Origin of the sequence: Microbacterium sp. NPDC064584 (assembly GCF_040687315.1) — a bacterium.
GTDB lineage: Bacteria > Actinomycetota > Actinomycetes > Actinomycetales > Microbacteriaceae > Microbacterium > Microbacterium lacus.
In genome coordinates this window covers 126,346-140,355 of record NZ_JBFBMZ010000010.1, presented here as the reverse complement: position 1 = coordinate 140,355, position 14,010 = coordinate 126,346, and the positions used below count along the sequence as shown (strand labels likewise).

Below are 14,010 nucleotides of genomic sequence, written 5' to 3'. Positions count from 1 at the left end.
CCGTGGAGACCGGGTGTCATCGGGTGCGGGACTGCGTCCCGCGATTCAGCCCGCGAAGACGTGCGCGCCGGCCGCCAGGCGCTCGGCGGCGAGACCCTCGGCCGCCTCGAGAGGTGTGACCCTGCGCGTCTCGGCCTCGTCGAAGATGCGACGGACGGTGTCGCCGATCGCGGCGACGCGGTCCATGATCTCTTCACGGGTGCCGAGCTGCTTGGCCTCCAGGTCGAGGTAGATCACACCGCCGGCGTTCACGACGAAGTCGGGTGCATACAGGATGCCGCGCCCGGCGAGCCGGTCGGCGCCGGAGTGATCGGCCAGGGGGTTGTTCGCGGGGCCGCAGACGGCCTTCGCGTCGAGGGCGTCGATGACCTCGTCGGTGAGGAGACCGCCGATGCCGGCCGGGACGAACACGTCGGCCGAGACGAGGTGCTCCTCGCCGGGTGCGATCCACGCGGCATCCAGCTGCGCGGCGAGGTCGCGCTTGGCGGGTTTCACATCGGTGACCGTGAGCTTCGCGCCCTCGGCGCTCAGACGCACAGCGAGGCGGCTGCCGACCTGGCCGAGGCCGGAGATCGTGATGCGACGCCCGGCGACGTCGGACGACCCCGTCACGCGTTCCAGGGTCGCGCGGAGCGACTCGTACACGCCGAGGCTCGTCGGCCCCGCGGGCTCGCCCGATCCGCCGCCGGCCTCGGGCAGACCCACGACATGGCTCGTCCTCTCGCTGACGGTGAGCATGTCCTCGGTCGTCGAGCCCACATCCTCCGCCGTGCGGTACAGGCCACCGAGCGACTCGACGGCGTCGCCGAGGTCGAGGAACGCCGCGCGCCGCCGCTCGGCATCCAACTGCGTGCCGGGCGGGAGTGCGATCACGGACTTGCCGCCTCCGGCATCCAGCCCCGCCGCGGCGTTCTTGAGCGTCATCGCCGCCGAAAGGCGCAGCGCGTCGCCGAGGGCGTCGCTCCAGTGCGGGTAGCTCCACAGGCGCGCGCCGCCGAGGGCGGAGCCGAGCACGGAGGAGTGCAGTGCCACCGCGATGAACAGGCCGCTGCGGCGACCGGTCACGGTCTCGACGCGTTCGTGGCGGAAGTCGGGCAGGGGCAGGGTCGCAGACATGGTCGGTCCTCGTCGATCGGCCGCCGTGGTGCCTCGCCGGGCTCGGTCCTGAGACGCGGGCGCCGGGGAGCACCGTCCTTGTGGGACTCGGCGGGTGCGGGGGATGGGCGGCTTCGCGCATCCGGGTCCATTCGACCACCGGCATCCCGAATGTTCAACGTGCGTCGGTGAAATCGAGCGATCTGCGCAGTGTCCCTCCTCGAAGGCCCTCGCCACCGTGCGTCTCGCACGGTGGCGCGCACGCCGCCCCGTCCCCGGCGACGGCTGGGTGGGGCGGACGGGGCGATTCCGGCCGTCGGATGCCGACTTCAGTCACTGTCAGCAGTCGTTCGGGCCGCGGAACCGTTCCTCCCCAGGCCGCGCCTTCGTCACGGCGTGCACAGAAGCGACCGCGCGCGGTCCACAGCGGCGGCGGTGCGGCCAACCTGACGGGATGTCGACAGACGAGGCCGGTCCGGACAGGCTCTATCGTGCGGTGGATCTCCGCCGGCAGGGATGGAGCAAGCGGGACATCGCGCGCTCGGTGCGGGAGGGCGTCCTCATCAGTGTGCGCCGCGGCGTGTACATGCACGCCGGCGCCGATCGGGACTGCATCCTCGCCGCGCGGAACTCCGGTCGACTCGGCTGCGTGTCGTCGCTGCGACGCGTGGGCGTGTTCGTGCTCCGGAGCGACGAACTGCATGTGCACTTCGAGCGCGGCACGCGCAAGGCAGCCGTCGCGCGCGGCGCGAGCATCTGGCACTGGAGACCGCTCCTGCGGTGTCCGCACCCGCGGACGACCGTCGTGGACGTCATCGATGCCGTCGCGCAGGCCATCGAGTGCCAGCCGCCGCGGGCAGCGATCGCCACGATCGACTCGGCCCTGCAGTTGCGGTTGATCGATGAGGACGACCTCGACGAGATCTTCGCCGGGGTGTCACCTCGACGGCGGGTGCTGCGCCGTTTCGTCGACGGTCGGGCCGAGTCGGGCCCGGAGACGCTCGTGCGGCTGATCGCGCTCATGCTCGGGTTCGAGGTCGAGCTTCAGAAGTGGTTCGCCGGGGTGGGGAGGGTGGATCTGGTGCTTGACGGTTGGCTGGTCGTCGAGTGCGACAGTGCGCAGTTCCATTCCGGGTGGGAGGCGCAGAAGCGCGATCGGCGGCGAGACGTCGCTCTCGCCGCGATGGGGTTGGCATCGCTGCATGTCATCGCCGAGGACATCCTCTATCACCCCGAGCGGGTCGTCGCGTCGTTGCGCGGCATTCGTGAGGCGCGACTCCGGGGGTTCCCCGGCGCTGCCGGCCGCGGCTGAGGCCTGCGGCGTGCCGAAACACTGCTGGCTGTGACGGCTGTCGGCGCGTCGCCGCGCCGGGGGCGACATAGGAACCAGGCAGCAGTGTTTCGGCACGCCGGGGGCGGGAACCGGGGTGAACGGTCACCCGGACTCAGGCCGCTGCAGTCGGCGCCCCGGACTCAGGCCGCTGCGGCCGGCGCCCGGGACTCGGACACCCGCAGACCGGACGCGGGGCCGGTCAGGGCGCGCAGCGCGTACAGGATCGTCGTCAGGTCGACGAGCTCCTGGATCAGCGCGCCGGCGACGGCCGGGATGAGCCCCGTCGTCGCGACGAGCATGAGCGCGATGCTGATCGCGATGCCGATCCAGATCGCCGTATACGCGACCCGCAGCGTGTGCCGTCCGATCGAGACCGCGTCGACGACCTTCGCGAGGGAGTCCTTCAGGATCACGGCATCCGCGGCATCGCCCGCCGCGGTCGCGCCCTTCGCGCCCATCGCGATGCCGATGTCCGCGGCGGCGAGCACCGGGGCGTCGTTCACGCCGTCGCCCACCATCATGACCGGGCGCGGGCGCAGCTGCGCGGCGAGATGCACCTTCTCGGTGGGAAGCAGCTCCGCGTGCACGTCGGTGATGCCGACTTCGTGCGCGATGCTCTCACCGGTCGCGCGGGCATCGCCGGTCAGCATCACGATCCGCTCGACGCCGTGCGCGGCGAGCCATTCGACGACGTCGCGCGACTCCGGACGCACGTCGTCGGCGAGGACGAGCGCGCCCGCGAACCGCCCGTCCACGGCGACGTAGGCGGCGGCCTGCCCGGGCTCGAGCGATGCGCGTTCGGTGTCGGGAGCGAGGGCGGCGATGTACGCGGGCTTGCCGACCACGACCGTGCGGCCACTGATCACCGCGGTCACGCCGTTCGTCGCGACCTCGCGCGCCTCGGTGGCCGCTGCGACACCGAGTCCGCGCTCCCGCGCGGCCCGGCGGATGCCGTCGGCGAGGACATGGCTGGAGTACTGCTCAGCGGATGCCGCCAGTGCGAGCACCTCGTCGGCGTCGAAGCCCGGGGCGGGGCGCACCGCCACCAGGTCCGGTCTTCCCTGCGTGAGCGTGCCGGTCTTGTCGAACGCCGCCGAGCGGACGCGCGCGAGCTGCTCGATCACCGCCCCGCCCTTGATGATGATCCCGGCCTTCGCCGCACGCGAGAGTCCGCCGAGGAAGGCGACCGGCGCCGCGATCAGCAACGGGCACGGAGTCGCGAGCACGAGCACCTCGGCGAATCGCGCCGGGTCGCCGGACAGACCCCATGCGGCACCGGCGATCACGAGCGAGACGGCGGTGAACGGGATCGCGAAGCGGTCGGCGAGTCGCACGACCGGAGCCCGCGACTCCTGCGCGTCGCGGACGAGCGCCACGATCTGCTGGTACTGGCTGTCCGCGCTGCGGCGCACGGCCCGGATGCGCACCGCGCGCGACCCGTTCACCGCGCCGGAGAGCACCTCCTCGCCCGCCGCGCGCGAAACCGGCATGCTCTCGCCGGTGAGCGAGGACTCGTCGAACGTGCCGGACTCCGTGAGCAGAACCCCGTCGACCGGGACGATCTCCGACGGCCGCACCAGCAGGACATCGCCGATGCGGACCTCGTCGGCGGCGGCATCCCGCACCTCGTCGGAGGTCTCCTCCCGGGGGCGCACGATCACGTGGGCGATGCGGGGCGAGCGGTCGAGCAGGGCGGTGAGTTCGCGCTTCGCGCGGCGTCCGGCGTAGTCCTCGAGCGCCTCGCCGCCCGCGAGCATGAGCGCGATGATGAGCGCGGCGACGTACTCGCCGACGGCGAGGGTGGCGACCATCGCGATGACGGCGAGGATGTCGAGACCGACGTGTCCGCGGAGGACGTCGCGGACCATGCCGATCAGGGTCCAGACGATGAAGCCGGAGACGTAGAGGATGGCCAGCCATCGGCCGGCCGCGGTCTGGCCGGCGAGCGAGAGGCCGAGCACCACGAGCCCCACGGCGACGGTGGCCGTGATGGCGGGGTAGCGCGTCAGGACGCGGAGCACGCTCTCAGCCTGGCGCGCGTCGTCCCTGCGCGCCAGCCCGCCCTGCCACTGACGAAAGAGGCCCGAATGCACCGCACGGCGTGTCGCCGGACACGTGTGCCCTTTCGCGGGACCGCAGGACAAGCGCAGGGACCTATCCTGAACGGATGACCGACGCGCTCCCCGCCCGCAGCCGCCTCGTCCACGACGCCCTGCGCGCCGCGGGGATCACGGGCGAGATCGTCGTGCTTCCGGATGCCGCGTCCACGGCGGCCCTCGCCGCCGCGGCGCTCGGCATCGAGGTGGGCGCGATCGCGAACAGCCTGGTGTTCTGGTCCGACGACGCGCCCCTCCTGGTCATGACCAGCGGCGCGCACCGCGTGGACACCGCCGCGCTCGCCGCCCGCACCGGACGGGGGAGCATCCGACGGGCGAGCGCCGAGCAGGTGCGCGAGGCGACCGGTCAGGCGATCGGCGGCGTCGCCCCGACCGGCCACCCGGCGCCGCTGCCCACCCTGATCGACGAGGACCTCGCCGGCTACCCGCAGATCTGGGCCGCGGGCGGCACGCCGCACACCGTCTTCCCGATGACCTTCGATGAACTCGTCGCCCTCACCGGCGGTCAGGTCGTCAAGGTCGACTGAGCGCCCGCGATCTGCGCGGCGGTGATCGCCGCCGCGGCGGACCACGCCTGCGGCCGGCACGCGGCCGGGTAGGGCGTCGGCACCGACGTCTCGGCGGCGGAGTCGCCCGAGTGCAGCTCGGGCATGCGGAACCCGAAGCCCTCCGCGGCCGCGAGCAGCCCGTCCACGACGGTCGCGGCCGCATCGTGCAGCCCCGCGAGCGCCATCCCGCGCGCGATGATCGCCGAGTCGTGGGTCCACACGCTCCCTCCGTGGTAGCTGAGCGGCCAGTATCCGCGCGCGCCCGTGGACATCGTGCGCACGCCGTAGCCGGACAGCATCGACGGGCCGGTCAGCAGGGCCGCGACCTCGGCTTCCTCGTCAGGTTCGAGGATCCCGGTGCCGAGCAGGTGGCCGATGTTGCTCGTGAGGGTGTCCACCGGCTGCTTGTGCCGGTCCAGCGCGATCGCGGGGTAGCGCCCTTCCTCCGTCGTGACCCAGTACGCCTCCGCGAAACGGGCCTTCAGCGTGGTTGCCCACGAGCGGAGCTCCGCCGATCCCGGCTCTCCGAGATGATCGAGCAGGTCCGCCCCGGCGCGCGCCGCCTCGTACGCGTACCCCTGCACTTCGCACAGCGCGATCGGCCCCTCGGCCAGCTCGCCGGAGCGCCATTGGATCGAGTCCCCGGAGTCCTTCCAGCCCTGGTTGGCCAGGCCGTGCCCGGTCTCGTCGATGTAGTCGATGAAGCCGTCGCCGTCGCTGTCGCCGTGATGGAGCAGCCAGTCCAGCGCTCCGCGCAGTGCCGGCAGGAGCGCCCGCACCTCGCCCTCGGGCATCCCGGCCCGCCACGCGTCCGCGAGCAGGCAGACCCACAGCGCCGTCGCGTCGACCGTCCCGTAGTACACCGGCGGCAGGATCACGTCTTCGCCGGGGATCACGAGCGGCTCGCCGCGCAGCTCGTGCAGGATCTTGCCGGGCTGCTCGGCGGTGCCGACATCCGTCCGCGTCCCCTGGAAGCGCGCCAGCACCCGCAGCGTCGACGCCGCCATGCGGTGATCCACCGGCAGGGCGAGGCGCGCGGCCCACAGTGAGTCCCGACCGAACAGCGTCAGGAACCACGGCGCCCCGGCGGCGTAGAACTCCTCGCCGGGCAGGTCGGGCAGCGTGAGCCGGAGCGCGTCCAGATCGCCGAGCGCGGCATCCATCCAGCGCTGCACGCGCGGGTCGCCGCCGACGTGCGGCACCGTCCACGACACCGGTCGGGTCGTCCCGCGCACGACCAGACCCGGGTCGTCCAGTCGCAGGGTCCAGGATGCCGCCACCGCGGCGCGGGGGAGTGCGGTCACCCGCCACCGCAGGGTGATGCCGTCCGCGTCGACCTCCACGCCCGCGTCCGGCGCATCGATCACGAAGGACCGCTCGGCGGCGCGGACGGTGACCGAGCCGGGGGCCTCGGTCACCGCGGTCCACACCTCGGGCCCGGCGATGCCGGCCTTGATCTGCTGCAGCGGCGCGAAGTCGGGTTCGATGCGCACACGGAGTCCGACCTCGACCTGCTCGTCGAGGTGGCTGATCACCGTCAGGGTCTCCTCGACGACGCCGTCCCCGACCACCCGCTCGCGTCGCAGGCGCACCTTCGGGTCGGGGGTCGGATCATCCAGCGCACGCAGCAGGCCGCCGAAGACGACGGCAGACGCGCCGCGCGGTGCGACCGAGATCCACTCGGGACGTGCTGCGTCGACAGTGAGCGCGACCGCCCGGACGTGCCGCACGTCGCCGTGGTACACCCCGTCGATCGCGCTCGCACCGAGGTCGCCGCTGCGCCCCGACCACACCTGGGTGGGGGCGCGCAGCGCGATCACGGCATCGCTCAGCAGGGGCTGGACGGGCGGGCTGGTCGAGTCGGTCATCCCTTGAGGGCTCCTTCTGTGGTGTTCATGATGCGCTTCTGGAAGATGAAGAACATCACGGCGACGGGGATCGTCATGATGGCGGCGGCGGCGAGCTTCAGCGGGAACTGGTTGCCCTGGCTGAGCTGCCCGGACGCGAGCGACGCGACGCCTTTCGTGAGCGTCGTGAGCTCGGGCGACTGCGTGGACACGATGAAGTGACTGAGCTCGTTCCACGACCCCTGGAACGACAGGATGATGATCGTGATGAGCGCCGGGCGCGCCATCGGCAGGACGACGGACCAGAACACGCGGAACGTCCCGGCGCCGTCGATGCGGGCCTGCTCCTCGATCGAGACGGGGATCGACTCGAAGAAGTTCTTCATGATGAACACCCCGGCCGCATCCACCAGGAGCGGCAGGATCATGCCCATGTACGAGTCGTAGATGCCGATCTGATTCAGTACGAGGAATTTCGGGATCAGCAGCACGACGCCGGGCACCGCCATCACCGCGACGACGAGCGCGAAGATCACGCCCCGGCCCCGGAAGGTCAGACGTGCCAGTGCATACCCGGCGAGCGACACGAAGAACACGCGCCCGAGCGTGACGAAGACCGTCACGATCGCGGAGTTCATGAACCAGAGCGGGAAGTCGCTCCGGGTGAACAGCAGCTCGTACGCGGCGAACGAGAAGACCGACGGGATGAGCGCGATCGGGTTGGCCGTCGCCTCGGCATCGGTCTTGAACGACGTCGCCACCTGCACCAGGAACGGGTAGATGTAGATGAGCGCCAGGACGATCAGGGTGAGGTACAGCAGCACCTGCGCGGTGCGAACCCCCGGCGTCCAGCGCCTGCGGCGCGTCGGCGCGGCGGGGGAGACCTCCTGTACGGCGGTCTCGCCGATCGCGGTCGTGGTCATGGCTGCTGTCCCTTCACCTGGTACTGCCGCGCTCGCCGTTTGGAGACCGCCCGCTCGCGCAGCACCCAGCGCTGGAAGATCGTGAACACGATGATGATGACGAACAGGATGAACGCGATCGCCGACCCCTGACCCCACTCCTGCCCGTTGAAGGCGGACTGGTAAGAGAGGAACGCGGGAGTGAGCGTCGTCTTGCCCGGTCCGCCCTGCGTGCCGGTGTAGATCTGGTCGAACACCTGCCAGCAGCCGATCAGGCCCAGCGTCAGAACGGTGAACAGGGTCGGGCGCAACTGGGGCAGGGTGATCCGCCAGAACCGCTGCCAGCCGTTCGCGCCGTCCATCATCGCCGCTTCGCCGAGCTCGGCGCCGACGTTCTGCAACGCCGCGATGAACAGGAGCATCATCGTGCCGCTCGTGGTGAAGATCGCCATCAGGATGAAGGCGCTCATCGCGAAGGAGGGACCCGCGAGCCACTCCCACCAGGAGATCCCGAGGAAGCCGCTCGAGGTGAGCGCCTCCGGTCCGGACGTGATGCCGACCGAGGCGAGGGCGGCGTGGATGATGCCCTCGGGTTCGTTGAACCAGTTCGGTCCGGCGATGCCGACCCAGGACAGCACCTCGTTGATCACACCCGTCGTCGAGAAGAGGAACAGCCACAGCACCGTGATCGCCACCGAGCTCGTCACCGACGGGAAGTAGAAGGCGGTGCGGAAGAACCCGCGCCCGCGGAGGATCGCGCGGCTCACCAGTACCGCGAGGAAGAGGGCGAGCGCGGTCTGCAGGGGCACGACCAGCAGCACGTACCAGGCGTTGTTGCGCAGCGCGATGCCGAAGTTGCGCTCGGCGAGGCCCCCGCCGGTCGTGACGGCCGCGTAGTTGTCGAGGCCGACGAAGCCGACCGAGGGGGAGAGGGGGCTCCCACGTCCGGACCAGTCGGAGAAGCTCACCCACAGCGCCATGAGCACCGGGATGAAGAGGAACACGCCGAGGATGAGGATCACGGGGGCCGTGAAGATCCATCCGGCGACCCCCTCGCCGTGGCGGATCCCGGAGGATGCGCCGCGACGAGGGGTGCGGACCTGGAGGGTCATGGTCAGCCGACCACGGCCTCGAGGTTGGCCTGGACCGAATCGAGGATCTGCTGCGGGTCACCCGTCTTCAGCGACTCCAGCTGCGCGTTGAAGTCGGAGACGACGTCGGCGGCACCCTCCTGGTTCGGCGGGAACTGCGCGTAGTCGGCGCCGGTGAGGAACGCGGCCAGATCGGGGTTGGCCTGCGTCCACGCGTCGGCGGCGGAGGTGATCGACGGCATCGGTCCGAACGCCTCGGAGAAGGCGAGCTGCTGTTCGGTCGAGGTCAGGTACTCGACGAGATCGAGCGCGGCCTGCTGGTTGGGGCTGTCCGCGGCCATTCCCCAGCAGTTGGTGAACTGCAGCGTGCCCTGGCCCGCGGGACCGGCCGGGAGCTCTGCCACGAGGTAGTTGACATCCGGGTAGTCCGCGCTCATCGCGCCGCCGATCCAGTTGCCCTCGATCACCATGGCGGCCAGCTGCTTGCCGAACGCCTCGCCGCCCCAGCCGGCGCCCACGTCCGCGGCGTACGCGAACGTGCCGTCCTCGAGGTGGGACTTGACGTACTCGAGAGCCTCGACGTTCTCGGGGCTGTTCGCCGCCGCCTGGCCGTCGACGACCATGCCGCCACCGGCCTGCGCCATGAACGTTCCGACACGCTGGTACTCGGCGCCGAACGCGAGACCCGCGCGACCGTCGGTGGTGAGGGTCTTGCTGACCGCGGCCAGCTCGTCCCACGTGGTCGGGACGTCCGCCTCGGTGAGGCCCGCCGCCTCCCACAGGTCGGTGTTGATGATGAGCGCGAGGGTGGAGAAGTCCTTCGGTGCGCAGTAGAAGTCGCCGTCGACGGTGAAGTTCTCCACGAGCGACGGGTAGAAGTCGTCCTTGTTGGCGAGCTCGTCGCCATAGGCCACGAGGGAGCCGTTGCCGGCGTACCCGGCGATCGCATCCGTGGACAGGTAGAAGAGGTCCGGCGGCGAGCCGGCGGCGAAGCCCTGCGACAGCTGCTGGGCGAGGTCGTTCGCGACCGACACCTTCGCCTCGACGCCGGAATCCGCCGACCACGCCGCGACGGCGTCCTCCACGGCCTTCGTCTCGGCCTCGCCGCTCGATCCGATCAGGATGTCGAGCGCGTCGTCCGAAGAGGTCAGGCCTCCCTGCGTGTCACCGCTCGAGTCGTCGAAGCCGGAGCCGCCGCATCCGCTGAGGATAAGCGCACCGGCGACGGTGAGCGCACCGGCGCCCGCGATCGCGCGAGTCTTCCTTGTCATGTCTGTCTCCTTCGATAAACACCGCTGTGTGAAGCGCCGCGGGGGGTGACGCGGCCGCCGCGCAGGGTTTGATCGTTCAAACTTTGAACGATCAAATTCCGCCGCTATGAGAAAGTTACGAGCCGGAAACCGTTGCTGTCAACCCTTCGGCCGCTACTGTGACCATGATGATGTGAACGTTCAAGCCGAGACGGAGAGGGGATGCGGATGGCCAAGCCCGCGACGGTCGAAGACGTCGCACGTGTCGCCGGCGTCTCTCGACAGACGGTCTCGAACGTCCTGAACGCGCCGGACATCGTGCGCGAAGAGACCCGGGAGCGCGTGCAGCGCGCGATCTCCGAACTGGCCTACCGCCCGCACGCGGCGGCGCGGCGTCTGCGCACCCGGCGCAGCTCGACGATCGGCATCCATCTCGACCCCTACCTCGGCGGCATCTCCGGGGTGATCCTCGACCGTTTCGTGCACGCCCTCACCGAGCGCGCGAGCGAACGCGGCATGCGGGTGCTCATCTACAGCGCACGCACTGCCGAGGAGGAGATCGAGCGCCTCGCCGACCTGATCGACGGCGCCGAGATCGACGCGGTCGTCGTCACCGGCACGTTCTTCGGAGATCCGCGCACCGGATGGCTCCTCGAGCGCAACGTGCCGTTCGTCTCGTTCGGACGCCCGTGGGGTGGGGAGGACGTCTTCGATTCGGCGCACACCTGGGTGGATGTCGACGGTGCGGCAGGGACGCGTGCGGCGACGCGGTACGCCCTGTCCACGAACGGTCCGCGCGTCGGCTTCTTCGGCTGGCCGCACGGCAGCGGAACCGGCGACGACCGCGAACGCGGCTGGCGCGAGGCGATGACGGATGCCGGGGCCGCCGGCCCCCGGTTCGAATCGGTCGACGGCCTCGCGGCGGCGCGCGAAGTCATGGCCGCGGCGTTCGCGGATCCCTCGGTGCTGCCGGGTCTGGACGCCCTGATCTGCGTGAGCGACGCGCACGCCGTGGGCGCCCACCTCGCCGCCGCCGACGCCGGCCGCCGCGACCTGCCGGTGATCGGCTTCGACAACACCCCCGTCGCGGAGGCGCTCGGCATCTCCAGCATCGAGCAGTCGCCCGAACTCGTCGCCTCCGCCGTGCTCGATCTGCTCATGGGACCGTCGGGGCACTCGGTGACCGCGCCGGCGGCGGCTCCCGAGCACGTGCTCGTGGAGCCGCGTCTGATCGTGCGCTGACGCCGTCCCGGACTCCGACCTCCAGACGACGAATGGTGTCGCGCGTCGCCGTGAGACGAGCGGCCGTTTCGCCGTGCGTCGGAGGGCGTCGTCACCGGCCTCCGATGCGGCGGCCGAGCTCCGCGGCGGACGGCGTGATCGCGGCCGCGACCGTCGCGGCATCCACCGTCGACTCCTCCGGATAGGTGACGGCGATCGCGGCGATCGGCCAGCCGGTGTGATCACACACCGCAACGCCGACTGAGCGCAGCCCGAGCGTGACCTCGCCGTCCTCGGTCGCGTAGCCGTCGGCGCGCACGCGGCGCAGGAGCTCGCGCAGCTCGCCCGGTCGGGCCGGGCCGCGGCCGGTGCGATCGGCGAAGGACGCGGCATCCGGGTACAGCGCGCGCACCTGCTCGCGAGGGAGTGCGGCGAGCATCGCGCGTCCGGTGGCGGTGAGGTGAGCCGGCAGTCGCACACCCACATCGCTCACGAGCGCGGGCCGTCGCGGTGCGCGCTCCTCGACGATGTAGAGCACATCGCGACCGGTCATGACGGCGAGGTGCGCGCTCTCGCCCGTGCGGTCGGCGACCGTCGCGACAAGGCTCCGCCCGAGTCGCGCGAGGGGTTGCTGGCGGGCGAAGCCGCCGGCGAGTTCGAATGCGGCGGTGCCGAGTCCCCAGCGGCGCTCAGCGGGCAGGTGCACCACGAACCCGTGCTCCTCGAGCGTGGCGAGGAGGTGGTAGACGCTCGAGCGCGGGATGCCGAGCCCATCGGCGAGCGTGCGCGCGGCGACCGGACCGCGCTGCCGGGCGAGGTGGGAGAGGATCCGCAGGGTCTGGTCGGCCGCAGGGACTTGCGGCGTACGCGCTGTGTTGTCTGGCATGACAGACACAGGATGCCACGAAACGCTGTCTGCAGCGAGCGTCCGGGTGTGGAATCGAGCCATGACCACCGTCATGGACTCCCGTACCGCCCTCACCGTCGTCGTGGGTGCGGCCCCTCTGCCTCCCGCCGACGTCGTCGCCGTCGCCCGCCACTCCGCGCGCGTCGAGCTCGACCCTGCTGCCCTGCACCGCGTCGCGGCATCCCGCACGCTCGTCGACGGCCTCGCCGATGACCCCGAACCGCACTACGGCATCTCGACCGGCTTCGGCGCTCTTGCGACGACCTTCATCGCCGCCGACCGGCGCGCCCAGCTGCAGGCGAGCCTGATCCGCTCCCACGCGGCCGGCACCGGCGCCGAAGTGGAGCGCGAGGTCGTACGGGCGCTGCAGCTGCTGCGGCTGCAGACGCTCATGACCGCGCACACGGGCGTGCGACCGGTCGTCGTTGAAACCTACGCGGCGATGCTGAACGCCGGGATCACCCCGATCGTCCGCGAGTACGGCTCGCTGGGCTGCTCGGGCGACCTCGCGCCGCTCTCGCACGTCGCCCTCGCAGCGATGGGCGAGGGCGACGTGCGGGATGCCTCCGGGACGCTCGTCCCGGCCGCCGCGGCGCTGGAGGCGGCCGGAATCACGCCGCTCGCGCTGCGCGAGAAGGAGGGCCTCGCGCTCATCAACGGCACCGACGGCATGCTCGGGATGCTGCTCCTCGCGCTCCACGACCTCGGTGTGCTCGTGCGCACCGCCGATGTCGCCGCGGCGATGTCGATCGAGAGCCAGCTCGGCACGGACGCCGTGTTCGCGGCCGATCTGATGGCCCTCCGTCCGCAGACCGGGCAGGCGGCGTCGGCCGCGCGGCTCAGACAGCTCCTCGCCGGGTCGCCGATCGTCGCCTCGCACCGTGACCCGGCCGTGTGCACCCGTGTGCAGGACGCATACTCGCTGCGCTGCTCACCGCAGGTGCACGGAGCGGTGCGCGACACGATCGATCACGCCGCGATGATCGCCGGCCGCGAGCTCGCCTCCGCCGTGGACAATCCGGTGATCACCGACGACGGCCGGGTCGAGTCCAACGGCAACTTCCACGGCGCACCGGTCGCCTACGTGCTCGACTTCCTCGCGATCGCGGTCGCCGACCTCGCTTCGATCTCCGAGCGGCGCACCGACCGGGCCCTGGACCCCGCCCGCAGCCACGGATTGCCGCCGTTCCTCGCGCACGAGGTGGGCGTGGATTCGGGCCTCATGATCGCGCAGTACGCCGCGGCCGGGATCGTGTCCGAGCTCAAGCGGCTCGCGGTTCCGGCATCCGTCGACTCGATCCCGTCCTCGGCGATGCAGGAGGACCACGTCTCGATGGGCTGGGCCGCCGCCCGCAAGCTGCGCCGAGGCGTCGACGGGCTCGCCCGGGTGCTCGCGATCGAGGTGCTCACGGGTGCCCGCGCGATCGATCTGCGCGCGCCCCTGCAGCCCGGGGCGGCGACCGGCGCCGCCCGTGATCTCGTCCGCACCGTCGTGCGCGGACCGGGTCACGACCACTTCCTCTCACCCGACATCGAAGCGGTGACCGATCTCGTGCTCTCGGGCCGGGTCGCGGACGCCGCAGAAGCCGCGGTGGCGGCATCCGGCTCTTCCCTCTCTCCAGATCAGGAGTTTCGGCCGGTACAGGCCGAACAGGCCTGAATCCCTCCTGTCTCAGCCGAAGCTCCTGATCTGGAGCAG

11 protein-coding genes are annotated in these 14,010 nt (G+C 71.3%); 4 read left to right on the top strand and 7 right to left on the bottom strand.

The window, feature by feature from the left end; translation table 11 throughout:
* Positions 1 to 45 precede the first annotated feature (45 nt).
* Entirely contained in the window at positions 46 to 1,116 is a 1,071-nt protein-coding gene (locus AB0P18_RS14345) for a Glu/Leu/Phe/Val dehydrogenase dimerization domain-containing protein (protein WP_363360594.1), read from the bottom strand.
* Positions 1,117 to 1,549: 433 nt separating this feature from the next.
* On the opposite strand from AB0P18_RS14345, the gene AB0P18_RS14340 reads away from it, so the two are divergent.
* Positions 1,550 to 2,407, top strand: a complete 858-nt coding sequence (locus AB0P18_RS14340; RefSeq protein ID WP_363360593.1) for a type IV toxin-antitoxin system AbiEi family antitoxin domain-containing protein — start codon at positions 1,550 to 1,552, stop codon at positions 2,405 to 2,407.
* 161 nt (positions 2,408 to 2,568) lie between these two features.
* Here AB0P18_RS14340 and AB0P18_RS14335 read toward each other — a convergent pair whose 3' ends face one another.
* Positions 2,569 to 4,449: a heavy metal translocating P-type ATPase gene (locus AB0P18_RS14335; protein ID WP_363360591.1), complete on the bottom strand. Its 1,881-nt coding sequence runs from the start codon at positions 4,447 to 4,449 to the stop codon at positions 2,569 to 2,571.
* 146 nt (positions 4,450 to 4,595) lie between these two features.
* Between AB0P18_RS14335 and AB0P18_RS14330 the strand changes: the two genes are divergently transcribed.
* On the top strand, positions 4,596 to 5,072 hold the full coding sequence (locus AB0P18_RS14330) for a YbaK/EbsC family protein (RefSeq protein ID WP_344054768.1): 477 nt from the start codon (positions 4,596 to 4,598) through the stop codon (positions 5,070 to 5,072).
* Here AB0P18_RS14330 and AB0P18_RS14325 read toward each other — a convergent pair.
* The 4 genes from AB0P18_RS14325 to AB0P18_RS14310 are packed head-to-tail and all read right to left on the bottom strand — an operon-like array spanning position 5,051 to position 10,204.
* A complete protein-coding gene (locus AB0P18_RS14325) occupies positions 5,051 to 6,961 on the bottom strand; it encodes a glycogen debranching N-terminal domain-containing protein (RefSeq protein WP_363360590.1) in 1,911 nt (636 codons plus the stop codon). The two genes, AB0P18_RS14330 and AB0P18_RS14325, sit on opposite strands and share 22 nt — an antisense overlap.
* The gene (locus AB0P18_RS14320) at positions 6,958 to 7,863 is read right to left on the bottom strand and encodes a carbohydrate ABC transporter permease (RefSeq protein ID WP_363360589.1); all 906 of its coding nucleotides are present in this window, start codon (positions 7,861 to 7,863) and stop codon (positions 6,958 to 6,960) included. The genes AB0P18_RS14325 and AB0P18_RS14320 overlap by 4 nt, the downstream gene beginning before the upstream one ends.
* Positions 7,860 to 8,954, bottom strand: coding sequence for a sugar ABC transporter permease (locus AB0P18_RS14315; protein WP_363360588.1), 1,095 nt, complete (start codon positions 8,952 to 8,954; stop codon positions 7,860 to 7,862). Before AB0P18_RS14315 ends, AB0P18_RS14320 begins: the two co-directional genes overlap by 4 nt.
* A 2-nt stretch (positions 8,955 to 8,956) precedes the next feature.
* Positions 8,957 to 10,204: an extracellular solute-binding protein gene (locus AB0P18_RS14310; RefSeq protein ID WP_363360587.1), complete on the bottom strand. Its 1,248-nt coding sequence runs from the start codon at positions 10,202 to 10,204 to the stop codon at positions 8,957 to 8,959.
* A gap of 207 nt (positions 10,205 to 10,411) precedes the next feature.
* On the opposite strand from AB0P18_RS14310, the gene AB0P18_RS14305 reads away from it, so the two are divergent.
* The gene (locus AB0P18_RS14305) at positions 10,412 to 11,425 is read left to right on the top strand and encodes a LacI family DNA-binding transcriptional regulator (RefSeq protein ID WP_344054758.1); all 1,014 of its coding nucleotides are present in this window, start codon (positions 10,412 to 10,414) and stop codon (positions 11,423 to 11,425) included.
* 91 nt (positions 11,426 to 11,516) lie between these two features.
* Here AB0P18_RS14305 and AB0P18_RS14300 read toward each other — a convergent pair whose 3' ends face one another.
* A complete protein-coding gene (locus AB0P18_RS14300; RefSeq protein ID WP_363360586.1) occupies positions 11,517 to 12,290 on the bottom strand; it encodes an IclR family transcriptional regulator in 774 nt (257 codons plus the stop codon).
* 61 nt (positions 12,291 to 12,351) lie between these two features.
* On the opposite strand from AB0P18_RS14300, the gene hutH reads away from it, so the two are divergent.
* Complete coding sequence (hutH, locus tag AB0P18_RS14295) at positions 12,352 to 13,971, top strand: histidine ammonia-lyase (RefSeq protein WP_363360585.1); 1,620 nt, start codon at positions 12,352 to 12,354, stop codon at positions 13,969 to 13,971.
* The last annotated feature ends 39 nt before the right edge of the window (positions 13,972 to 14,010 follow it).